This window comes from Burkholderiales bacterium (genome assembly GCA_015075645.1).
In the GTDB taxonomy this organism is placed as follows: Bacteria; Pseudomonadota; Gammaproteobacteria; order Burkholderiales; family Casimicrobiaceae; genus VBCG01.
In genome coordinates this window covers 529,245-551,255 of the sequence record JABTUF010000003.1, presented here as the reverse complement: position 1 = coordinate 551,255, position 22,011 = coordinate 529,245, and the positions used below count along the sequence as shown (strand labels likewise).

General features: G+C 71.9%; 17 protein-coding genes. 4 read left to right on the top strand and 13 right to left on the bottom strand.

Features of this window, described 5'->3' with window-relative positions; translation table 11 throughout:
- Positions 1–28 precede the first annotated feature (28 nt).
- The gene (locus tag HS109_09535) at positions 29–661 is read right to left on the bottom strand and encodes a response regulator transcription factor (GenBank protein ID MBE7522613.1); all 633 of its coding nucleotides are present in this window, start codon (positions 659–661) and stop codon (positions 29–31) included.
- A 31-nt stretch (positions 662–692) separates the two neighbouring features.
- On the bottom strand, positions 693–1,193 hold the full coding sequence (locus HS109_09530; protein ID MBE7522612.1) for a hypothetical protein: 501 nt from the start codon (positions 1,191–1,193) through the stop codon (positions 693–695).
- Between HS109_09530 and HS109_09525 the strand changes: the two genes are divergently transcribed.
- On the top strand, positions 1,186–2,631 hold the full coding sequence (locus tag HS109_09525; protein ID MBE7522611.1) for a mannose-1-phosphate guanylyltransferase/mannose-6-phosphate isomerase: 1,446 nt from the start codon (positions 1,186–1,188) through the stop codon (positions 2,629–2,631). The genes HS109_09530 and HS109_09525 overlap by 8 nt on opposite strands.
- Before the next feature lie 53 nt (positions 2,632–2,684).
- On the opposite strand, the gene HS109_09520 is transcribed toward HS109_09525, so the two are convergent.
- Positions 2,685–3,632: a DMT family transporter gene (locus HS109_09520; protein ID MBE7522610.1), complete on the bottom strand. Its 948-nt coding sequence runs from the start codon at positions 3,630–3,632 to the stop codon at positions 2,685–2,687.
- Between the two features lie 191 nt (positions 3,633–3,823).
- Between HS109_09520 and mfd the strand changes: the two genes are divergently transcribed.
- Complete coding sequence (gene mfd / locus HS109_09515) at positions 3,824–7,309, top strand: transcription-repair coupling factor (GenBank protein MBE7522609.1); 3,486 nt, start codon at positions 3,824–3,826, stop codon at positions 7,307–7,309.
- Positions 7,310–7,564: 255 nt separating this feature from the next.
- Here the strand turns inward: mfd and HS109_09510 are convergent, their stop codons facing one another.
- Complete coding sequence (locus HS109_09510; protein MBE7522608.1) at positions 7,565–8,398, bottom strand: HDOD domain-containing protein; 834 nt, start codon at positions 8,396–8,398, stop codon at positions 7,565–7,567.
- A 287-nt stretch (positions 8,399–8,685) separates the two neighbouring features.
- Between HS109_09510 and HS109_09505 the strand changes: the two genes are divergently transcribed.
- Both HS109_09505 and HS109_09500 read left to right on the top strand, forming a co-directional pair.
- Positions 8,686–9,636 (top strand): MBL fold metallo-hydrolase, encoded by a 951-nt coding sequence (locus tag HS109_09505; protein MBE7522607.1) that lies wholly within the window; start codon positions 8,686–8,688, stop codon positions 9,634–9,636.
- A gap of 95 nt (positions 9,637–9,731) precedes the next feature.
- Positions 9,732–10,190 carry a cytochrome c gene (locus HS109_09500; GenBank protein MBE7522606.1) on the top strand — a complete coding sequence of 153 codons (459 nt, stop codon included), beginning with the start codon at positions 9,732–9,734 and terminating at the stop codon, positions 10,188–10,190.
- A 52-nt stretch (positions 10,191–10,242) separates the two neighbouring features.
- Here the strand turns inward: HS109_09500 and HS109_09495 are convergent, their stop codons facing one another.
- The 9 genes from HS109_09495 to HS109_09455 all read right to left on the bottom strand — a co-directional run bounded on the left by HS109_09495 (position 10,243) and on the right by HS109_09455 (position 21,989).
- Entirely contained in the window at positions 10,243–10,959 is a 717-nt protein-coding gene (locus HS109_09495) for a cytochrome b/b6 domain-containing protein (protein MBE7522605.1), read from the bottom strand.
- Positions 10,956–11,642: a hypothetical protein gene (locus HS109_09490; GenBank protein ID MBE7522604.1), complete on the bottom strand. Its 687-nt coding sequence runs from the start codon at positions 11,640–11,642 to the stop codon at positions 10,956–10,958. The genes HS109_09495 and HS109_09490 overlap by 4 nt, the downstream gene beginning before the upstream one ends.
- Positions 11,643–11,647: 5 nt before the next feature.
- Entirely contained in the window at positions 11,648–12,250 is a 603-nt protein-coding gene (locus HS109_09485) for a MarC family protein (GenBank protein MBE7522603.1), read from the bottom strand.
- A gap of 41 nt (positions 12,251–12,291) precedes the next feature.
- A complete protein-coding gene (locus tag HS109_09480; protein MBE7522602.1) occupies positions 12,292–13,608 on the bottom strand; it encodes an NAD(P)/FAD-dependent oxidoreductase in 1,317 nt (438 codons plus the stop codon).
- Between the two features lie 19 nt (positions 13,609–13,627).
- Positions 13,628–15,373, bottom strand: coding sequence for a gamma-glutamyltransferase (gene ggt / locus HS109_09475; protein MBE7522601.1), 1,746 nt, complete (start codon positions 15,371–15,373; stop codon positions 13,628–13,630).
- 54 nt (positions 15,374–15,427) lie between these two features.
- Positions 15,428–16,363: a phosphotransferase family protein gene (locus HS109_09470; GenBank protein ID MBE7522600.1), complete on the bottom strand. Its 936-nt coding sequence runs from the start codon at positions 16,361–16,363 to the stop codon at positions 15,428–15,430.
- A 92-nt stretch (positions 16,364–16,455) separates the two neighbouring features.
- Complete coding sequence (locus HS109_09465) at positions 16,456–17,685, bottom strand: acyl-CoA dehydrogenase family protein (protein ID MBE7522599.1); 1,230 nt, start codon at positions 17,683–17,685, stop codon at positions 16,456–16,458.
- Positions 17,686–17,794: 109 nt separating this feature from the next.
- Complete coding sequence (locus tag HS109_09460) at positions 17,795–19,384, bottom strand: hypothetical protein (GenBank protein ID MBE7522598.1); 1,590 nt, start codon at positions 19,382–19,384, stop codon at positions 17,795–17,797.
- A gap of 157 nt (positions 19,385–19,541) precedes the next feature.
- Positions 19,542–21,989, bottom strand: a complete 2,448-nt coding sequence (locus tag HS109_09455) for a sodium-translocating pyrophosphatase (GenBank protein ID MBE7522597.1) — start codon at positions 21,987–21,989, stop codon at positions 19,542–19,544.
- Positions 21,990–22,011 lie beyond the last annotated feature (22 nt).

Below are 22,011 nucleotides of genomic sequence, written 5' to 3'. Positions count from 1 at the left end.
ACGCGGCGCCCCGGGCACCGGAGTCCGGTCACTCGATCAGCGTGTTCTTGATGGCGTAGTAGGTGAGGTCCGCGTTGGTCTTCATGCCCATCTTCTCGAGCACCCGCGACCGGTAGGTCGACACCGTCTTCACCGACAGGAACAGTTCCTTCGCGATCTTCGACACCGGCATGCCGGCCGCGAGCTTGCAGAAGATCTGGAACTCGCGCTGCGACAATCGCGCGTGCAGCGGCTCGTCGCCGTCGCCGGCGAGGCCGTCGGCGAGCTGCTGCGCGAGGTCCTGGCTCACGTACTTGCGCCCGTGCGCGACGGTGCGGATCGCCGAGACGAGCTGCGCGGAGGCCGAGTCCTTGCCGACGTAGCCGGCCGCACCGGCGCGCAACAGGTTCACCGCGTACTGCTCCTCGGCGTGCGCCGAGAGCATCAGCACCGGCATCTCCGGCCGGATCTGCTTCAACTGCTTCAGCGTGTCGACGCCGTTGCGGTCGGGCATCGAGATGTCGAGGAGCACGACGTCGTAGGGCTCGGCGCGGACGAGCGACACCGTCTCGGCGCCGGTGGCGGCTTCGCCCGCGACCGACATGTCGGCCTGGTCGGCGATGAACTGCCGCAACCCCGCGCGCACGATCGCGTGGTCGTCGGCGATCAGGATGCGGATCATCGCCCGCCCGTCCGAGGGTTTCGCGCCGCGCTCATCGCGCGATCCCGTCCGCGTCCGCCTTCCGGTAGGCCGCGAGACGGTTGTACAGCGTCTTGAGGCTCACGCCGCACAATTCCGCGCACCGCTTCTTGTTGCCGTCGCAGAAGTCGAGCGTGGCGAGCAGCGCGCGCCGTTCGAGATCGGCGAGCGGGGTGCCGATCTCGAACTCGATGCGGCCGTCCATCGCCGCGGCGGACGACGAAGGCACGCGCCCGCGCGCACGGGCGCCGAGGTCGACGACGTTGGGCGGTCGCGCGGCAACGTCGCGCACGTCGGGCAGGGACAGGAGTTCGGCCATCGGGTGCATCGAAACCTCGGGCGGCAACAGGCGCAAGGGCCGATCGTAGGGGGCGCGAAGCATCGCCCGGATCGGCCCGGCGACGATATCCCTGTCGGAGAGCGTCCTACAATGCGCCTCGGCGATCAAGGCCCGCGGGGCCTGCAGTGCCCGCTTGGTAGAGTAGCGCCCAGCCGCGCGCCGTCCGATGACCATTCCGACCGTCGTTCCCCTGATCCTCTCCGGCGGTGCCGGGACTCGGCTCTGGCCGCTGTCCCGCGACGCCGCGCCCAAGCCGCTGATGCACCTGCCGCAAGGGGGGACGCTGATCGGGCGCACCGCCGCGCGGGCGCTGGCAGTCCCCGGGGCCGGTCCGCTCGTGACGGTCACGCGCGACGAGCACTACTTCGCGACGCGCGACGCGTTCGCGGACCTGCCCGCCCACGCGCGCGAGCGCGCCGTGTTCCTGCTCGAGCCGTTCGGCCGCAACACCGCGCCCGCGATCGCGCTCTCCGCGCTGTGGGCCTCCCGGCACGTCGGCGACGACGTCCCGCTCATCGTGCTGCCCGCGGATCACCTGATCCACGACGTCGCGGCGTTCGTCGCGGCGGTCGAGCGCGCGCGGCTGTGGGCCGCCCGCGGACGGCTGGTCACCTTCGGCGTGGCGCCCACGCGCCCCGAGACCGGCTACGGCTACCTCGAATGCGGCGCGCCGCTCGACGCGGAGCATCCGGGCGTGGTCGCCGTCGAGCGTTTCGTCGAGAAGCCGCCGCGCGCGACCGCGGAGCGTTACGCGGTGTCGGGTCGGCACCTGTGGAACTCGGGCATGTTCTGCTTCACCCCGAGGTCGATCCTCGCCGCGTTCGCGGCGCATGCGCCCGACATCGAACGCGCCGCGCGCGCGACCTTCGCGCTCCTGCCGCCCGATGCGCGGCAGGGGCGGATCGCGTTCGATCCGACCGCGTTCGACGCGATGCCGGAGCGCTCGATCGACTACGCGGTGATGGAGAAGGCCGACGGCGTCGTCGCGGTGCGCGGCGCCTTCGACTGGAGCGACATCGGTTCCTGGCAGGCGGTGGGCGAACTGGTCGCCGCCGACGCCGAGGGCAACCGGCGCCAGGGCACGAGCGTCGCGATCGGCACGCGCGACACGATGGTCCACGCCGAGGACCGTGTCGTCGCCACCGTCGGGGTGCGTGACCTCGTCATCGTCGACACCGCCGATGCCACGCTCGTCGCGCACCGCGATCACCTGCAGGACGTGAAGGAGGTCGTCGCGGCGCTGAAGGCGCTCGGCCACGAGGCGTGGCGCAACCACCGCACCGTCGCGCGCCCCTGGGGGGCCTACACGGTGCTGCTCGACGCGCCGCAGTTCAAGATCAAGCGCATCGAGGTGTCGCCGGGCCACGCGCTCTCGCTGCAGCGGCACCGCCACCGTTCCGAGCACTGGGTCGTCGTGCAGGGACGCGCGAGCGTGACGCGCGGCGACGAACGCTTCGAGGTCGGGACGAACGAGTCGACGTTCGTGCCCGCATCGACGATGCACCGGCTCGAGAACGAGGGCGAGTCGCCGCTCGTGGTGATCGAGGTGCAGTGCGGCGACTACCTGGGCGAGGACGACATCGAGCGGTTCGACGACCGCTACGGCCGCTGACGGGTGCGCGGCGCCGGCACGCGCCGGGGTGGCGAGTCCGGCGATCGCGCCGGTCAGCGCGTGGCGGGCCGCGCCGCGCCGCGGCTCGTGATCGCGATGCCGGCGAGGATCAGCGCGATGCCGGCGACGTGGTGGAGACCGAGCGTCTCACCGAGGAACAGCCACGCGAGCAGCACGCCGTAGACCGGCATCAGGTGCACGAAGAGCCCCGCGACCGGTGCGCCGACTTCCTCGACGCCGCGGTTCCAGAAGATGTACGCGAGTACCGAACTGAACAGCGCCACCGACGCGAGCGCGAGGAGCGCCTGCCACGACCACGCGATGACGTGCCCGAGCGCCATCTCGCCGAGCCACAGCGGCAGCATGCACAGGTCGCCCACCAGCGCGATCGTGAAGAGGAACGACAGCGGATGGAGTCCCGAGGGCCGCCAGCGCAGCGCGATCGTGTAGACCGACCACATCGCCATCGACAGGATCACGAACAGGTCGCCTGCGTTCAGCCGGAACGCGACGAGCGTCGCGAGCGAGCCCTGCGACAGGATCGCGAGCACGCCGCCAAGCGAGATCGCGACGCCGGCGATCTGCACCGGCCTCAGGCGCTCGCGCAGGAAGATCCAGGAGAACGTGACGATCATCACCGGGATGAACGAGTTGAGGATGAGCCCGTTGGTCGCGGTGGTGAAGTTGAGGCCGAGGTAGGCGAGCGCGTTGTGCGTGCCGATGCCGATCGCGCCCAGCCCGAGCATCGTGCGCGCGTTGGCGCGCACGATCGGCCAGTCGCGGCGCAGGTGCGGCAGCGCGAACGGCGCGAGGATCAGCACCGCGAAGAACCAGCGGAAGAACGTCATCCCCATCGGCGGGATGTCGTGGTGCAGTCCGCGCCCGATCACCCAGTTGCACGCCCACAGGAACGGCGTGAGCGCGAGGAGCGCGTAGGGCGACACGCCGCGGTGCGGCGAGGCCGCCGCGCCGGGCGATGCGTCGGTGGCGCGCCGGGCCATCGCGCGATTGTCGCATGCGCGGGTCGCGGGCCCGCCCGATGCGGGCACGTATACTGGCGGAGCCCTCGCGGCGGTCGGCGCGATGTGCCCGGCGGACGCGATTCCCCCGGCGGCCGGCCACCGGCACGATCCGCGTCCCGGTCGCGGGGCGCTGCGCCCGCCCCTGCGGCAGGCGCTCCGCTGCTTCGTGAATGAACGCCCCTGACGCTCCCGTTTCGGCCGCCCCGACGCCGCCCGCGTCGGTGCCGCGCCTCGGCCCTCCGGTGCCCGCGCCGGGCCGGCGCGCCGCCCTCCCGGCGCTCGCGGGCTCCGCCGACGCGCTCGCGCTCGCGCAACTCGCGCTCGAATGCGCGCGCGAAGGCCGCGTGCTCGCGGTGCTTACGGCCGACGCCCAGGCAGCGCAGCGCCTGGCCGAAGAGATCCCGTGGTTCGCACCGGGCGTCGACTGCGCGTACTTCCCCGACTGGGAGACGCTGCCCTACGACCCGATCTCGCCGCACGAGGATCTCGTCTCCGCGCGGCTCGCGACGCTCTACCGGCTCGCGCAGGGCGAGGCGCGCGTCGTGGTCGCGGCGGCATCCACCGCCATGCACCGCCTGCCGCCGGCGTCGTTCCTCGCCGGACGCGCGTTCTTCCTGAAGCAGGGCCAGCGCCTCGACGCGGAGAAGCTCCGCGCGCAGCTCGCGCTCGCCGGCTACGCGAACGTCACGCAGGTCGTCTCGCCGGGCGAGTACTCGGTGCGCGGGGGGCTGATCGACCTCTTCCCGATGGGCGCGTCGCTGCCCTACCGGCTCGACCTCTTCGGCGACGAACTGGAGAGCATCAAGACCTTCGACGCGGACACGCAGCGAACGGTGTTCCCGGTGCCCGAGGTGCGCCTCCTGCCCGCGCGCGAGTTCCCGCAGGACGACGAGGGCCGCACGCGCTTCCGGTCGCGCTTCCGCGAGGTGTTCGAGGGCGACCCCTCGCGCTCCGCGCTCTACAAGGACGTGAGCAACGGCGTGTTCGCCGGCGGCATCGAGTACTTCCTGCCGCTCTTCTTCGAGGCCACCGCGGCGTTCGCCGACTACCTGCCCGCGGACAGCGTCGTCGCGCTGCACGGCGATGTGCATGCCGCCGCGGAACGCTTCTTCACCGAGGCGGAAGGCCGCTACCGCCTGCTGCGCGGCGAGAAGGCGCGCCCGCTCTTGCCGCCGCGCGAGGTCTTCCTGCCCGCGGACGAGTTCGCCGGCCGCCTGAAGGCGTTCGGGCGCGTCGACCTGCCGGTGCCTGCCGCCGGCGCGGCGTTCCCGGTCGACGCTCCGGCCGTGACGCTGCCGAACGTCGCGGTGGACCGGCGCGCCGACGATCCGCTCGCGGCGTTGAAGGCGCTCGTCGCGACCCCGGAGGTGCGCGTCCTCGTGTGCGCCGAGAGCGCGGGCCGGCGCGAGACCATGCACTCGTACTTCCTCGAGTACGGATTGAAGCTGCCGGTCGCCGAGGGTTTCGCCGCGTTCGCCGCTAGTGAAGCGCCCGCGGCGATCGCGATCTCGCCGCTGCACGCGGGCTTCGCCTGGCGCGAGGCGCGCATCGCGTTCGTCACCGAGGCCGAGCTCTACGCCGGCGTCGTGCGCCGCGCGCGTCGCGACGCGGGGCGCCGGTCGAACGTCGACGCGATGGTGCGCGACCTCTCGGAGGTGCGCGTCGGCGACCCGGTCGTCCACGAGCAGCACGGCATCGGCCGCTACCTCGGCCTCACCCACCTCGACCTGGGCGACGGACCTTCCGAGTTCCTCGAACTCGTCTACGCCAACGACGCGAAGCTCTACGTCCCGGTGTCGAGCCTGCATCTCATCTCGCGCTACAGCGGCGCGTCGCCCGAGAGCGCGCCGCTGCACGAACTGGGCAGCGGCCAGTGGGAGAAGGCGAAGCGGCGCGCCGCGCAGAAGGCGCACGACACCGCCGCGGAACTCCTGAATCTCTACGCGCAGCGCGCCGCGCGCAAGGGCCACGCCTTCGCGTTCCAGTCGCACGACTACGAGGCGTTCGCCGAAGGCTTCGGTTTCGACGAGACCCCCGACCAGCAGGCGGCGATCGAGGCCGTGATCGGGGATCTCAAATCCGGCAAGCCGATGGACCGGCTCGTCTGCGGCGACGTCGGCTTCGGCAAGACCGAGGTCGCGCTGCGCGCGGCGTTCGTCGCGCTCGCCGACGGCAAGCAGGTCGCGGTGCTGGTGCCGACGACGCTCCTCGCCGAGCAGCACTTCCAGGTGTTCTCCGACCGCTTCGCCGACTGGCCGGTGAAACTCGCCGAGCTGTCGCGCTTCCGCACCGCGAAGGAGGCGAAGGCCGCCCTCGACGGCCTCGCGCGCGGGGCGATCGACCTCGTGATCGGCACCCACCGGCTGATCCAGCCCGACGTGAAGTTCGCGAACCTCGGGCTCGTCATCATCGACGAGGAGCATCGCTTCGGCGTGCGCCAGAAGGAGCGGTTGAAGCGCCTGCGCGCCGAGGTGGACGTGCTGACGCTCACCGCGACGCCGATCCCGCGCACGCTCGCGATGTCGCTCGAAGGCATTCGCGACTTCTCGGTCATCGCGACCGCGCCGCAGAGGCGCCTCGCGATCCGGACGATCGTCACCGCGTACTCGTCGGGCATCGTGCGCGAGGCGGCGCTGCGCGAGCTGAAGCGCGGCGGCCAGGTCTACTTCCTGCACAACGACGTCGACACGATCCGGTCGGCGGCGGAGCGGCTCGCCGCGCTCGTGCCCGAGGCGCGCGTGGCGATCGCGCACGGCCAGATGGGCGAGCGCGAGCTCGAGCACGTGATGCGCGACTTCTACGCCCGGCGCGTGAACCTCCTGGTGTGCTCGACCATCATCGAGACCGGCATCGACGTGCCGTCCGCGAACACCATCATCATCGAACGGGCCGACCGCTTCGGCCTCGCGCAGCTCCACCAGCTCCGCGGGCGCGTCGGCCGCTCGCACCACCAGGCCTACGCCTACCTCCTGACGCCGCCAGAGGAGGCGCTGTCGGCGCAGGCGAAGAAGCGCCTCGAGGCGATCCAGCTCATGGAGGACCTGGGTTCGGGCTTCTACCTCGCGATGCACGACCTCGAGATCCGCGGCGCGGGCGAGGTGCTGGGCGACGAGCAGTCGGGCGAGATGGCGGAAGTCGGCTTCCAGCTCTACGCCGACATGCTGAAGTCGGCGGTGTCGGCGCTCAAGGCCGGCCGCGAGCCCAACCTCGCCGAGCCGCTCGGCGTCACGACCGAGATCCAGCTCCACGTGCCCGCGCGACTGCCGGAGCAGTACTGCAATGACGTGCACGAGCGCCTCGTCCTCTACAAGCGGCTCGCCACGGCCGAGGACGCCGCCGGAATCGACGCGATCGTCGAGGAACTGGCCGACCGCTTCGGCCCGCTGCCCGAGCCGGCGCTCGCGCTCGTCGCGTCGCACCGGCTGCGGCTCGCCGCGAAGCCGCTCGGCGTGCGCAAGGTCGACGCCGGCCCCGAGCGCACGACGATCCAGTTCGTCCCCGATCCGCCGTTCGATCCCGGGAAACTCGTCGCGCGCATGCAGCGCGACGGGCGCTCGCGCTTCGCCGGGCCGGACCGGGTGCGCATCGACCGCGCCGCGCCGCTGCTCGAGGAGCGTATTGCGCTGGTGCGGGAGTTCCTGGGAACGCTGGCGTGAAGGGGACCAGACTCGACTGAACGTCTGATGGCGATCGCCGTCCGTCGAGCCGCCTGCCGCGGACTCTCTTGCAGCGGCATCCCCGAAGCCGACCTGTGCCTCATTCGCGACGCGGCTCAACACGCATGGGCGCCCGGGGCGCCGTTTTCCTCTCGAACGTCGATGCCTCGGGCGGACGAGCCGTGCGGCTCCCTCTTGGCGGAGGCAGGAAATCGACTCGATCCGGCAATCGAGTCCGACCCCTTCGGCCTTCGATCAGGCGCGCAGCGCGTGCACCAGCCCGCGAATTTCGGGTTGAGCTTCGGCGAGCGCGGCAACGAGCTGCGGGTCCGGCGGCGTCACGGCGGTCTTCGACAGGCGGACCGGATTGGTCGGCGCGCAGAACTGATTGGCGAGCGTGATGACATCGAGCAGCGTCCGCGGCGGCGTGTGCGCCCGTCCGTCCTCGTGCTCGGCGATCGCAGTCAACGCGGCGTCGCTCAACCCGAACGTGTGGAGCACCGACTGGCCGATCGGCGCGTGCCAATCGGCGAGGCCCGCGTCGAGGGCCTCGGGGCTCGCTTCGAGCTCCGGATAGCGGCCCGCCTTCGACAACAGATAGAAATAGCCGATGTCGTGGACCAGTCCGACGAACAGCGCCTCGTCGGCATTGAGCCGCGTCATCCTGTTCGCGATGAAGTACGCGTGCGCAGCGACTTCGACACTGTGGTACCACGCGAGTTCGGCGCGGTGCGAGTACTTCGCGAGTTCGTTCGACGAGCGGAGTTGCTGGACCGCAACGGCGGCGGCGACCGTTCGGACGGTGACGAATCCGACTCGCGCGATCGCGCTCCGCACGTCTGCAACCGGCTTGCCGCCCCGGCTGACCGCCGCCGAGTTGGCGACCTGGACGATCTTGGCGCAGACCATCGGCTCGGCGCAGACGGCCCGCGCGACCGTGACGGTATCGACCGAGGGGTCGTCGACGGCGTGGCGTATCCGCAGGGTCGCGTCCCGGAACGTCGGAAAAGTGATCTCGCCTGCAGACAGATCGGCGGCGATATCCTTGAGGAATCGGAAGGCAACGTCGGCGGCGGCCGCGTTGGTCATGGGCGATGATCCGTCGAAGGTCGGCGAACGCCAGCATGGGGTGCGCCCCGGCCGCTCGATCCTCCGATCAGCGGTCGAAACCCCCCGTTGTTCGCGACGACGGCCCGATGCGGCATGGCGGGCTCACTCGCCCAGGTGCGATGGACGCCCCCGAGAGCCCGCATGCCGCGAGGCGCCCGGCCGACACTCCACCCTGTGGTACGGTAAGGCCGCGCAACGCCGCATGGCGGTCGGTTCCGCCGCGAACGATCGAGCGGTTATCCGACTCGGCAGACCAGACTGAACCGATGTCGGCCTTCAGATCGGAGCTTCTTTCGCTCCCTCCCTCCGTCCACGTCTTCGTGCGCGACTGGCTGTCCGCGAACCACGTGCTGCTGAAGAGCCGCGACGGGCACGTCCTCGTCGACACCGGTTACTCACGCCATGTTCCGCTGACGCTCGCGCTCGTCGCGGGGCGCCGCGGGCTCGCCGGCGAACCGCTCGCGAAGATCGTCAACACGCACGGACACTCGGACCACGTCGGCGGCAACGCGGCGTTCGCCGCGCGCTACGGCTGTCCGATCGCGGTGCCCGCGGCCGAGGCGGCGCTGTTCCGCGCATGGGACGAGAAGGCGCTCCTCTACGGCTACGCCGACCAGCGCGTCGACCGCTTCGAGGTCGACGAGACGATCGACGCGGGCAGCACCGCCACCTGGGGCGACCTCGAATGGCGCGCGCTCGCGGCGCCCGGCCACGACATGGGCGCGCTCGTGTTCTTCAATCCGGAGCACCGCATTCTGATCTCGGGCGACGCGCTGTGGCAGCGCGGCTTCGGATTCCTGATGCCGCGCGCCCTCGATCCGAGGGCGATGCCGGCCGCGCGCGCGACGCTCGACCTGATCGCCTCGCTCGACCCGCGCGTCGTGATCCCCGGCCACGGCGAGCCGTTCAGCGAAGTGGGTGCCGCGCTCGAGTTCGCCTACGCCCGCCTGGCGTCGCTCGAAGCCGACGACGAGCGCGTCGCGCGCTACGCGGTCAAGGCGATCTTCGCGTTCGCCCTGCTCGACCGGCGGCGCTTCCCCGAGGCGGCGCTGCCGGACTACGTGCGCGATGTCGGCCTGTACCGCGACGTGAACGACGCGGTGCTCCGTCTCGCGCCCGAGGCGCTCTCGTCGCTCGTCATCGACGAACTGCTCCGCGCCGGGGCGATCCGCCGGGAGGGCGGCGACCTCGTGTCCACCGCGGTCGAGGCCGGGTGACGGGGGTCGTGGAATAATCCGCGCGCAGCCCGTGTTGTCGTCCTGTGCCGCAGGGAGCCGCGGCGCGCCCCGCCACCCCACCCGAGAGGACCTGAATGAAGCCCGTCGTACCCGTCGTGATCGCGCTGGCCGTGGCCGGCGCCTTCTCCGCAGCCGTCGCCGCGCAAACCCCCGCCGACCGGGCGATCAAGTACCGCCAGTCCGCCCTGTCCACGATGGGGTTCCACTTCTTCGGCATCCTCGCGCCGATGGCGAAGGGCGATCGGCCCTACGACGCGCAGGTCGCCGCCCGCAGCGCGAAGTTCGTCGCCGAACTCTCCGAGATGCCGTGGCACGACGGCTTCCCCGCCGGCTCGGAAACCGGCGCGCCGACCAAGGCGAAACCGGAGATCTGGAAGGACAAGGCGAAGTTCGAAGACCTCGCGAAAGCGATGCAGGCGGAAGCGGTCAAGCTCGGGCAGGTCGCCGGCACCGACCTCGCCACGATGCGCGCGCAGGTGCAGGCCACCGCGAAGGCGTGCACCAATTGCCACGACCAGTTCCGCGCGCGCTGACCGGGCTGCGCACGCAGTCACGAAGGCCGGGGCATTCCCGGCCTTCGCCGTTTCAGCCGGCCGAAGGTGTCGTTCGCACGATCCACCAGACGACCGCGGCGCACAGGATCAGGAGCGCGATCGCCTTCGCCGACGAGGCGCGGGCCGCCTCCGGCGTGCCGAAGCCCGCGGGCAGGCGCTTGCTGCCGACGAACATCGGGCGGATCAGGTTCTCGCGGAACGCGACGAGGTAGACGAACACCGCGAGAATGTGGAACGCGGCCAGCCCGACGACGACCCACGCGAGGCGGCGGTGGATCGACGACAGCAGGTCGGAGGTTTCCTTCGCGACCGTCTTCGCGAGCGGACCGTCCCAGAACACGTCGTCGTTCGCGTAGAGCCCGAGCGTGGCCTGCAGGAGCATCGCGACGAGCAGCGCGACGACCATCCAGCCGCCGACCGGATTGTGCGTGACGTGGATCTCGTGCGGCGGCTTCAGCCGAGAGCGCACGTAGCGGGCGGCCGCGCGCGGCCCGCGCAGGAACGACGCGAAGCGCGCGTTGCCGCTCCCGGCGAAGCCCCACAGGATGCGGAACAGCACCAGCGCGAGCAGCACCTCGCCCAGGCGCATGTGCCAGGCCATCGCGTCGCCCTTGCGCAGCCCGGTGACCACCAGTCCGACGAGGCAGACCACCATCGCCCAATGGACCACCCGCACCGGCCAGTCCCAGACCGGCACCGCCGCGCGGTCGACCATGGGCGCGGGAAAACTCGTCGACGGCTTGCTCATCGCCGGTCGCTCCGCGACGCCGCATCGGCGATCCACACGACCGCCGGCGGAACGTTGCGCCAGATCCGCTCCGCCCGCCGCCAGGCGATCGACGGCGCGGAAAACGCGAACGGCGGCCTCAGGCCGTAGCTGTATTGCACCAGCCGGCGGGCGGGATCGTCGAGGAGGAAGCGTTCGATCACCGCCACCGTGGGCCGCACGAGGTCCTCGGGGAGCGAGCGGAACGGCAGCGACGACACGGCGACCGAGCCCGGCGGCTGCGCGAGGAGCGCGTCGGGACGCTCGTGCACGCAGGCCGACACGACGCGCGCGCGCGGCCAGCGCCGCACGATGCGCCGGGCCATCGCGCCATCGCGCTCGACGATCGTGAGCCGCGCACGCGGGTGGTCGACCGCGAGCCAGCGCGTCACCGAGCCCGCGCCCGCGCCGAGTTCGACGATGCTCTCGAAGCCGGCCGCATGGCGCGACAGCGCGCGCGCGAGCACGCGCGACGACGGGACGATGCCGCCGACGAGCGCGGGGGCGCGCAGGAAATGGACGAGGAAGCTCTCGGCGAACACGCCGGACGCCTCCGGCGAACGGGCCGGGGATCGCATGCCGGCGACGCCGGACGGGACGCGGCCGTCGTCGAGCGCGCGGGCCTGCGAAGCGTACGGGTCGGGACGGGTGTCGGGAGGCGGCATGAGGGTCAGTGGGGCAAGGCTGCGACGAAGGTGCGCACGCCGGACAGGAGCATCTCCACGGCGAGCGCGGTCAACACGAGGCCCATCAGGCGCTCGAGCGCGAGCACGCCGCGTTCGCCGATCACCCGCTGCACGCGATCCGCGCCGGCGAGCACGACGAGCGTCACGAGCATCGCGATCGTGACGGCGGCGACCATCGCCGGCATGGTGCCGGGGCCACGCGATGCCATCAGCATCACCGTCGCGAGCGCGGACGGCCCGGCGATGGCGGGGATCGCGAGCGGGACGATGAACGGCTCGGAGGTCGATGCGTCGCCGAACACGCCGTCCGGGTGCGAGAACACCATCCGCAACGCGATCAGGAACAGGATGACGCCGCCGGCGATCTCGATCGAGGTGGGGGTGAGGTGCATCAGCGACAGGAAGGCCTTGCCCCCGTACAGGAACACGACGAGGAGCGCGTAGGCGATCGCACACTCGCGCACGATCACCCGCCGGCGCCGTTCGATGGGCACGCCGCGCATCGCCGCGACCACGAGGGGCACGTTGCCGAAGGGATCGAGCACGAGGACCAGCAGGACGACCGCGGAGATGAGCTCGGGGGTCATGACGGGCCGTCCGAGTATAACCGCGCGGACCCTCGGGCGCCTCAGTGCAGCTTGACGCGCGGTGCCACGCCGCCGCGCAGGAACCGGCCGGCCGTATCGAGAATCACTCGCGGGATCCCGTGCAGCGCGACCTGGTGCGCCTTGTAGAGCGAGGCGTACATCGCCCGCGCGACGAGCCCCTGCACGACGAGGCTGCCGCCGATCAGCGCGCCCATCAGCGTGCCGACCGCGGAGAGTTCGCCCAGCGACACGAGCGAGCCGTAGTCGCGGAAGCGGAACTCCGGCAACGGCCGGCCCTCGAGACGCGCGCGCATCGCATTCGCGAGCAGGTTCGCCTGCTGGTGCGCGACCTGCGCGCGCGGCGGCAGGATCGCGCCCTCCCCATGCCGCGGCCACGGACAGGCCGCGCAGTCGCCGAACGCGAACACATCGGCGTCGCGCGTCGCCTGCAGGGTCTCGCGCACGACGAGTTGATGGGCGCGGTTGGTCTCGAGGCCGTCGAGTTCCGCGAGCCAGCGTGGGGCGCGGATGCCCGCCGCCCACACGACGAGGTCCGCGGGGAAGCGCCTGCCGCCCGCGGTGCGTACCTCGGCGTCCGTCACTTCGACGACGCGCTCGCCGGTGTGCACGTCCACGCCGAGCTCGGCGAGCAGGCGCGTCGCCGCATCCGCGATGTCCGCAGACAACGGCGGCAGGATGCGCGGGGCCGCCTCGACCAGCGCGATGCGGAGGTCGCGGTCCGGCTCGAGATGGTCGAGGCCGTAGGCCGCGTGCTCGCGCGCCGTCTGCCGGATCTCGGCGGCGAGTTCGACGCCGGTGGCGCCCGCGCCGATGATCACGACGTCGATGCGTCCTTCGCCTCCTTCGGCCTTGCGCGCGTCCGCGCGCACCGACGCCGCGAGCAGGCGGCGGTGGAAGCGTTCCGCCTGCGGCGGCGTGTCGAGCGCTATCGCGTGCCCGGCGACCCCGGGAACGCCGAAGTCGTTCGACTCGGAACCGACGGCGATGATCAGCGTGTCGTAGCGGAGGTCACGGGCCGGCAGGATCTCCGCGCCTTCATCGTCGACGACGGCCGCGACGCGGATCGTGCGCGCCGCGCGATCGAGGCCGGTCATCGCGCCCTGCCGGAAGCGGAAGCCGTGCCGGTGCGCGAGCGCGGGGTAGTCGACGCCGTGCAGGTCCGCGTCCATGCGGCCGGCGGCGACCTCGTGGAGGAGCGGCTTCCAGACGTGCGTCGGGAACGGGTCGACGAGCGTGACCTCAGCGCGAGCGCGCCGGCCGAGGCTCCGTCCGAGCGAACACGCGAGCGGCAGTCCGCCCGCTCCGCCGCCGACGATCACGATACGGTGCGCCGCCATGGGGCTCCGGCGCGGCGCGTCAGCGCCCACGCACCGTGCCTTCGCGCCGCGGGTCGGCTCCGCCGACGAGGCCCTCGCGCGTTCTGACGATCGCCTGCGTGCCGCTCGTCATCGGGATCACGGCGACTTCGTGCCCCATCGCGCGAAGCTTCGGCGCGAGTCCCGCGGCCTTCGTGCCGGCCTCGAGTTCGGTCGGGCCGTTGCGGCTGCCGACGTTGGGCAGCGCGACCGCGGCCTGCGGGTCGAGACCCCAGTCGAGGACCGCGACGATCGTCTTCGCGACGTAGTTGATGATCGACGATCCGCCCGGCGAGCCGACGACGAGGCGCACGCGCCCCGAAGGATCGTAGACGATCGTCGGCGCCATCGACGAGCGCGGGCGCTTGCCGGGCTCGACGCGGTTGGCGAAGGCGCGACCGTCGACCTGCGGCGCGAACGAGAAATCGGTGAGCTGATTGTTGAGCAGGAACCCGCCCTCGGTCATCAGGCGCGAGCCGAAGCCGTCCTCGATCGTCGTGGTCATCGACACCGCGCCGCCCTGCGCATCGACGATCGACAGGTGCGACGTGGAGGGCAGTTCGAGCGCATCGGCCGCTGCGCGCGCGACCTTGCGCACCCGCGCATCGCGCGGCGGGTCGCCGGCTTTCGCGCGGCCGAGGCTCCCCGTCGTCGGGATCAGCCGCGAGCGCTCGCGCAGGTAGGCCGGATCGACGATGCCCGACGGCATGTCGACGAACGCCGGATCGCCGATGAACGCGTTGCGATCCGCGTAGGCGAGCCTTCCGGCCTCGCTCGCGAAGTGGACGCTCCAGAAGGACTCGACGCCCATCGCCGCGAGGTCGTAGGGTTCGAGCATGCCGAGGATCGCGAGCACCGTCGTGCCTCCGGACGACGGCGGCGGCATCCCGCACACGCGATGGCGGCGGTACGTTCCGCAGACCGGCTCACGGTCGATCGCCCGATACGCCGCGAGATCGGCGAGCGTCATGTCGCCCGGCCGCCGCGGGTGCGAATGCACCGTCGCCACGATGTCGCGGGCGATCGCTCCACGGTAGAACGCGTCGGCCCCTTCGCGCGCGAGCGTGCGCAACGTGGCCGCATAGGCGGGATTCTCGAGCAACGTGCCCGCGGCGAGCGGCCGGCCCGCGGCGTCGAAGAAGTACGCGGCCGCGCGGGCGCTGCCCGCGAGGTGGCGGTCCGCCGCGACCAACTTCGCAAGGCGCGGGGACACCACGAAGCCATTTTCGGCGAGCGCGATCGCCGGCGCGAAGAGGCTCGCCCAGGGCAGCCGGCCGTGCTTCCGATGCGCGAGTTCGAGGAGGCGCGCGAGGCCGGGAACGCCCACCGAGATGCCGGTCGCCACGACGTCGTCGAACGTCGCCGGCGACCCGCCTGCCGTCAGGAAGCGTGCGGGCGTCGCGGCTGCCGGCGCAGTTTCGCGGCCGTCGTACGCATGCAGCCGGCCGGTGCGGGGGTCGTGAACGAGCATGAACGCACCGCCACCCAGCCCCGACGACTGCGGCTCGACGAGCCCGAGCACCAGTTGCGCGGCGATCGCGGCGTCGACCGCAGAGCCACCGCGAGCGAGCATCGCATACGCCGCGTCGGTCGCGTGCGGATTCGCGGTCGCTGCCATGAAATGCTGCGCATGGACCGGCGGCTTCGCGGACCAGCCGCTCGCGCCTTCCGGCGGCCGTTGCGCGGCAGCCGGCCCCGCCGCGAGCGCGATGGCGAGTACGACGATCCAGCGGCGCGTGCGGAACATGGAGGAAGATTCTACGTGGCGATGCAGGGGCACGCGTCGGGTCCGCGGCCCGATTCAGGCGCCGACGAGTTCCGCCGCGCGTAGCGCGAATGCCGAGGCGAGCCTCCCGGTCTCCGCCGCGTCGTCGGATGCGGCGTTGCCCGCGGCCGCGCGCGCGGCGATGCCCTCGAAGATCACCGCGAACCGGAACAGCGCGAACGCGACGTGGAACGGCGCGATGCCATCGTCGCGGCCGGCTGCGCGGAGGTACTCCGCGACGTAGCCGTCGAGCGGCGGAATGCCGAGCGCGTCGAGATCGAGCCCGCGGAGGCCGCCGTACTCGCCGGGCCGCGTGTGCCAGGCCATCGCGTTGAATCCCAGGTCGGCGAGCGGATGGCCGAGCGTCGAGAGCTCCCAGTCGAGCACCGCGACCACGCGCGGCTCGACCGGTTCGAACATCAGGTTGCCGATCCGGTAGTCGCCGTGACAGATCGCCGTCTCCTCGCCGTCGGGGATGTGGCCGGGCAGCCACCCGATCAGCCGATCGAGCGCCGGATTCTCGCGCGTGCGCGACCCCTCCCACTGCTTCGACCAGCGCGCGACCTGGCGCGCGAAGTAATTGCCCGGCCGCCCGTAGTCGGCGAGCCCGACGCGCGCAGGATCGACGCGGTGCAGCGCGGCGAGCGTCGAGGCCATCGAGCGGTACATCGCGGAGCGCTCGTCGGGAGCAAGTCCGGGCAGCGCGTGCGCGGCGAAGACTCGCCCCGCGACCTTCTCCATCAGCACGAACGGCGTGCCGACGACGTCGCGACCCGGATGGAACAGCACGACGCGCGGCACCGGCACGCCGGAGTCCGCGAGCGAGCGCATCACGCGCGCCTCGCGGTCGACCGCGTGCGCGGAGGGCAGCAACGCGCCGGGCGGCTGCTTGCGCAGCACGAGCGCCACGTCGTCGTAGTCGACGAAGAACGTCGGGTTCGACTGGCCGCCGGCGACGCGCGCGAGGCGCATCGGGCCGTGGACGCCCGGCACCGCGCCGCGCAGGAACGCGTCGAGCCGTGCCGCGTCGAAACCGGCGGCGCGCGCGACGTCCGCGGCGCCGCTCACCCGCCCGGCGATCGCTTCGGGCGATCGACGTGGTTCCAGTCGAAGAACGCGTCCGGGGCTTCAGAGAGTCGGCGCGCCACCACCATCCGGTGCACCTCGGAGGCGCCGTCGACGAGGCGCGCCTGCCGCGCGTAGCGGTAGATCCATTCGAGCAGCGTGTCCTTCGAGTAGCCGAGCCCGCCGCAGAGCTGGATCGCGGTGTCGACGGCGCGGTGCAGCGCATCGGCGACCTGCACCTTCGCCATCGACAACTCGGTGCGCGCCATGCCGCCCGCGTCGAGTCTCGCCGCCGCCTGCATGACGAGCAGGCGCCCGATGCGGATCTGCATCGCCGCGTCGCCCATCAAGAGTTGCACCGACTCGCGGTCGGCGAGCCGCGACCCGCCGCTCATCCGCTCGCCGATGTAGCCGCTCGCCACCTCGAGACTGCGGCGCGCGAGGCCGAGCCAGCGCATGCAATGCGTGAGCCGCGCGGGACCGAGCCGGATCTGCGCCACCTTGAGGCCGTCGCCGACGCCGAGCAGGCGATTTTCGTCGGGAATTTCGAGACCTTCGAACTCGAGTTCTCCGTGGCCGCCGTGCTCCTCGGGTCCCATGATCGGAATCCGGCGCACGAGGCGCCAGCCGGGCTGGTCGCGGTGGAACATGAACGCCGTGAGCCCCCGGCGCGCGTCGTCGGAGGTGCGCGCGATCAACAGGAAGTGCTCCGCCGCGGCCGCGCCGGTGATGAACCACTTGCGGCCGTGGACGATCCAGCGGTCGCCGCGCCGCTCGGCGGTCGTGCGCATCATCGACGGATCGGAGCCCGCGCCCGGATGAGGCTCGGTCATGACGATCGACGAGCGTACCTGGCCGTCGATGATCGGCTGCAGCCAGCGCGCCTTCTGCGCGTCGCTCGCCACGCGCTCGAGCACCATCATGTTGCCGTCGTCGGGCGCCGCGCAGTTGAACGCGACCGGACCGAAGATCGACCGGTTCATCTCCTCGTAGCAGGCCGCCATCCCGACGAACGGCAGTCCGCCGCCGCCGCGCGCCTTCGGCGACTGCAGCGCCCACAGCCCCGCCGCACGCGTCTCGCCGCGTACTCGCGCGAGCACGTCCTCGCGAATGTTCTCGTGCTCGTCGTAGTTCGCGCGATCCGCCTCGAGCGGAACGAGCTTCTCGTCGACGAACGCGCGCACGCGCCGCCGCAGGCTGTCGGTCGCGGGATCGAGCGTGAAATCCATGGCCCCTCCTCGCGGCAAGTGTACCGAACCCGGTGGGCCGTTCGGCACCCGGCGCACCGCCTCACGCGCCCGCGTGCTCCCGCACCCGCGGATGCCGCGTACGCCGCGGTCACCGCTCGTGGAAGATGTGCGGCGCCTTGCCGGTCGCGGTGCGGCGCGGCGCCTCGCGCACCATGCGCAGCACGTTTCCTTCGCGCCACTGCAGTTCCATCACGCGCTCGCCGCCCTCCCCGCCGCCGATCGCGTCGAGGAACACGTCGATCACGCGAGGCTCGTCGAGCGGGCCGATCGACGGCTCGACGACGAGCGCCACGTCCGGCCGCGCGAGCGCCCCGTCCATGCGCTCGACGAGTTGCCAGTCGCCCGGCCGGCCGCCGAACGCCGCCGGCATCGTCTCCTCGAGCACGCGGATCACGTCGATGTCGAGGAAGGTGATGCCGCCCGCCGTCAGCTTGTCGAACGAGCGCACGTCGCGCACGTGCGTCCGCCAGCCGTCGCGCTCGAGCCCGCAGCCGCAGGAGGACGTCGACACGATCGCGCGATCGCCGAGACAGACGTTCAGGAGGCGCAGCGGCGCGCTCGCGAGGAGCGAGGTGACGAGCATCGCGCCGTGCGGCACGCCGGGCGCCTCCTCGCCCGCTCCGGGTTGCACCAGCGCGTGGCGGTCGTCGAGGAAGTGCATGTCGTCGGGGGCACCCGAGTGCGCGCACGCGTAGGCGAGGATGTCGGTCTCGGTCGCGCCCATGCGCGGCAGCGCGAAGGCGCCCGCCGCCTCCACGACGGCGCGACGCGCCGCGGTCGTCGGTTCGCCGCCCATCGTGAACCGCGTTCCGCGCAGGTCGACGCCCGCCTCCGCCGCTGCCTGGCACAGCCGCACCGCCGTGCTCGCATAGCCCCACAGGTGCGGCGTGCGGCCGCTCGCGAGCACCGAGGCGATCCAGCGCAGCGCCGGCGACGGGTCGTCGAACGGCGCGTGGGTCGCAGGGGGCAGCGGGACTCCGGCGGCGAGACTGCCTGCGCGCAGCGCCTTCGCGCCCCAGCGATAGCGCGGGGCGAGCCCGGGGGCGTCGAGCCGGGTCGGCGTGAACCAGCGATCCGGCGGCCGCCCGCCTTTGGCGAACTCGAGCGGGTTGGTCACGGCGGTGCTGCCCGGCGCGCCGTGGTGGGCGTGGACCCAGTCGCGGCCGCCGTGGGCGTCGAGCGTGACGTGGGTGTTCACCGCGTGGTCGCGCACGAACGCGAGGTCGATCGGGACCGGCGTGCGCGCGCCGCGGCTGCCCGAAGTCTCCGCGAGCCCGTGCACGACGGCGCGCGGGTTCACGAGCGTCGCGGGATCGACCGTGAAGCTGAGGCTGCCGCGCACGACCGGCGCGCGCGCCTTGAACTCGTCGCAGTCGAGATACACGCCGGCGCGGAAGAGCCGTCCGAGCGTGCCCTCGACGCCGTCGTGACGCACCCACGCCGCGAGGTCGACGGGCGCGATGCCGGCATGGTCGAAGAGGCGCGCGTACGGCGAGCCGGGAATCGCCAGCGCCAGCGCTGCGGCATCGAGGAAGTTCTGCTCGCGCCGCGCGAAGCGCTGCCGCACTTCGTCCTGCATCGCCGCGAGCGTCATCGGCGTGCGCAGGAAGCGCGGCAGCGCCGCGAGGAAGCGCAGGCCGACCGACAGGTCGTCGCGCCGCAGCCGTACCGTGCTCATCCGGCGCTCGCGGGATCTCGCCGGATGCGACCACCTCCGGCGCCGCCTTCCGACCCCGATCCGCCGCGGCGCCGGCTCGCGCGCTTCCGGGGCTCGAAACGAGTACAGCAGCGGTCGCCCGCTGCCGTCTCGTCGGCGTGGTGCATCGGCCGGCGCGTCAGTCGACGCGAACCTCCACGCGGCGCGCCTCGGCGTCCGAAGCACCCGAGCCCTGCGAAATCTCGGGCTTCTTCAGGTCGAAACGGTCGTCGCCGGCGCCGGAGGCCACCTTGATGGCCTCGCGGACCGCGAGCGCGCGCTGCTTCGCGAGTTCCTGGTTCTGCTCGAGATTGCCGGTCGCGTCGTGGTAGCCGGAGATCGTCACCTTCGACCCCGCGCTCGCCTTCGCCTTCTCGATCGCGGACGCGAGCTTCGCCCCGGCGTCGGCGGGAAGCTCCGCCTTGCCGGAATCGAAGTAGATCTTGATGACGTCGACCGCGACGACGGCCACCGGCGCGGACTGCGCCGCCGGTGCGGCCGGCGTGGCCGTGGCGACCTTGCCGATGCCCCAGGCGCCGAGCAGCGGCACGATCATCAGCGCGACGATGTTGATGATCTTGATCAGCGGGTTCACCGCGGGGCCCGCGGTGTCCTTGTACGGGTCGCCGACGGTGTCGCCGGTCACCGCCGCCTTGTGCGCGTCGCTGCCCTTGCCGCCGTGGTGGCCGTCCTCGATGTACTTCTTCGCGTTGTCCCACGCGCCGCCGCCGGTCGTCATCGAGATCGCGACGAAGATGCCGGTGACGATCGTGCCCATCAGGAGACCGCCGAGCGCCTGCGGCCCGAGCGCGAGGCCGACGATGACCGGCACGACGACCGGCAGGATCGACGGGACGATCATCTCCTTGATCGCGGCCTTGGTCAGCATGTCGACCGCCGCGCCGTACTCGGGCTTCGCCTTCCCTTCCATGATGCCCTTGATCTCGCGGAACTGGCGCCGGACCTCGAGCACCACCGCACCGGCCGCGCGCCCCACCGCTTCCATCGCCATCGCGCCGAAGAGGTAGGGGATGAGGCCGCCGATGAACAGACCGACGATGACCTTCGGGTTCGACAGGTCGAACGCGGTCGAGATCGAGAAGCGCTCGAGCGCGTGCGTGTAGTCGGCGAAGAGCACCAGTGCGGCGAGCCCCGCCGAGCCGATCGCGTAGCCCTTGGTCACCGCCTTGGTCGTATTGCCGACCGCGTCGAGCGGATCGGTGACCGCGCGCACGCTGTCGGGCAATTCGCTCATCTCGGCGATGCCGCCGGCGTTGTCGGTGATCGGGCCGTAGGCGTCGAGCGCGACGATGATCCCCGCCATCGACAGCATCGACGTCGCGGCGACCGCGATGCCGTAGAGTCCGGCGCACCAGTACGACGCGAGGATCGCGACGCACACGGCGATGACCGGCCAGGCGGTCGACTTCATCGACACGCCCAGGCCCGCGATGATGTTGGTCGCGTGGCCGGTGGTCGAGGCTTCCGCGACGTGCTTGACCGGCGAGTAGTCGGTGCCGGTGTAGTACTCGGTGATCACCACCATCGCCGCGGTCAGCGCGAGGCCGATCAGCGTGGCGACCCACAGGCGCATCGGCGTGAGCGACGGATCGACGGCGGCGACGCCGGTCATCATCCACTGCGTGATGAACCAGAACCCCGCCGCGGAGATGACGCCGGCGACGATCAGGCCCTTGTAGAGGGCCTTCATGATCTTGCCGTCGGTCGACTTCACGAAGAAGCAGCCGACGATCGACGCGAGGATCGAGAAGCCGCCGAGCGCGAGCGGGTAGGTCACCGCCGCCTCGGCCACCGTCGGCAGCATCAGCGCGCCGAGCAGCATCGTCGCGACGATGGTCACCGCATAGGTCTCGAACAGGTCCGCCGCCATGCCGGCGCAGTCGCCGACGTTGTCGCCGACGTTGTCCGCGATCACCGCCGGGTTGCGCGGATCGTCCTCGGGGATGCCCGCCTCGACCTTGCCGACGAGGTCGGCGCCGACGTCGGCGCCCTTGGTGAAGATGCCGCCGCCCAGACGCGCGAAGATCGAGATGAGCGAGCCGCCGAACGCGAGGCCGACGAGCGGCTCGATCGCGTGGTGCAGGCCCTCGCGCATCAGGTTCGGCGCGTGGTGCGCGGAGTTCACGAGGAACCAGTAGAACCCGGCGACGCCGAGGAGGCCGAGGCCCACGACCAGCATGCCGGTGATCGCGCCGCCGCGGAACGCGACCGCGAGCGCCTCATTGAGGCCGGTGCGCGCCGCCTCGGCCGTGCGCACGTTCGAGCGCACCGAGACGTTCATGCCGATGTAGCCGGCGAGGCCCGACAGGATCGCGCCGACCGCGAAGCCCGCCGCGGTCATCCACGACAGGAACACGCCGATCACGACGAACAGGATGACGCCGACGATGCCGATCGTCGTGTACTGGCGGTTGAGGTAGGCCTTGGCGCCCGCCTGCACGGCCGCCGCGATCTCCTGCATGCGGGCGTTGCCGGCCGGCTTGGCCAGGATCCAGTTGATCGACCAGGCGCCGTAGGCGATGGCCGCGATCGCGCAGACGAGCGCGAAGACGAGCGCGGTGGACATGCTTGCTTCTCCCAGTGATGCG

Coding starts and splice junctions, on each gene's coding strand:
- mfd (MBE7522609.1), top strand. CDS start 3,824: ATGAACGCCCCTGACGCTCCCGTTTCGGCCGCCCCGACGCCGCCCGCG.
- HS109_09525 (MBE7522611.1), top strand. CDS start 1,186: ATGACCATTCCGACCGTCGTTCCCCTGATCCTCTCCGGCGGTGCCGGG.
- HS109_09505 (MBE7522607.1), top strand. CDS start 8,686: ATGTCGGCCTTCAGATCGGAGCTTCTTTCGCTCCCTCCCTCCGTCCAC.
- ggt (MBE7522601.1), bottom strand. CDS start 15,373: ATGTTCCGCACGCGCCGCTGGATCGTCGTACTCGCCATCGCGCTCGCG.
- HS109_09455 (MBE7522597.1), bottom strand. CDS start 21,989: ATGTCCACCGCGCTCGTCTTCGCGCTCGTCTGCGCGATCGCGGCCATC.
- HS109_09480 (MBE7522602.1), bottom strand. CDS start 13,608: ATGGCGGCGCACCGTATCGTGATCGTCGGCGGCGGAGCGGGCGGACTG.
- HS109_09470 (MBE7522600.1), bottom strand. CDS start 16,363: ATGCGCCTCGCGCGCGTCGCCGGCGGCCAGTCGAACCCGACGTTCTTC.
- HS109_09495 (MBE7522605.1), bottom strand. CDS start 10,959: ATGAGCAAGCCGTCGACGAGTTTTCCCGCGCCCATGGTCGACCGCGCG.
- HS109_09535 (MBE7522613.1), bottom strand. CDS start 661: ATGATCCGCATCCTGATCGCCGACGACCACGCGATCGTGCGCGCGGGG.
- HS109_09510 (MBE7522608.1), bottom strand. CDS start 8,398: ATGACCAACGCGGCCGCCGCCGACGTTGCCTTCCGATTCCTCAAGGAT.
- HS109_09520 (MBE7522610.1), bottom strand. CDS start 3,632: ATGGCCCGGCGCGCCACCGACGCATCGCCCGGCGCGGCGGCCTCGCCG.
- HS109_09465 (MBE7522599.1), bottom strand. CDS start 17,685: ATGGATTTCACGCTCGATCCCGCGACCGACAGCCTGCGGCGGCGCGTG.
- HS109_09485 (MBE7522603.1), bottom strand. CDS start 12,250: ATGACCCCCGAGCTCATCTCCGCGGTCGTCCTGCTGGTCCTCGTGCTC.
- HS109_09490 (MBE7522604.1), bottom strand. CDS start 11,642: ATGCCGCCTCCCGACACCCGTCCCGACCCGTACGCTTCGCAGGCCCGC.
- HS109_09500 (MBE7522606.1), top strand. CDS start 9,732: ATGAAGCCCGTCGTACCCGTCGTGATCGCGCTGGCCGTGGCCGGCGCC.
- HS109_09460 (MBE7522598.1), bottom strand. CDS start 19,384: ATGAGCACGGTACGGCTGCGGCGCGACGACCTGTCGGTCGGCCTGCGC.
- HS109_09530 (MBE7522612.1), bottom strand. CDS start 1,193: ATGGTCATCGGACGGCGCGCGGCTGGGCGCTACTCTACCAAGCGGGCA.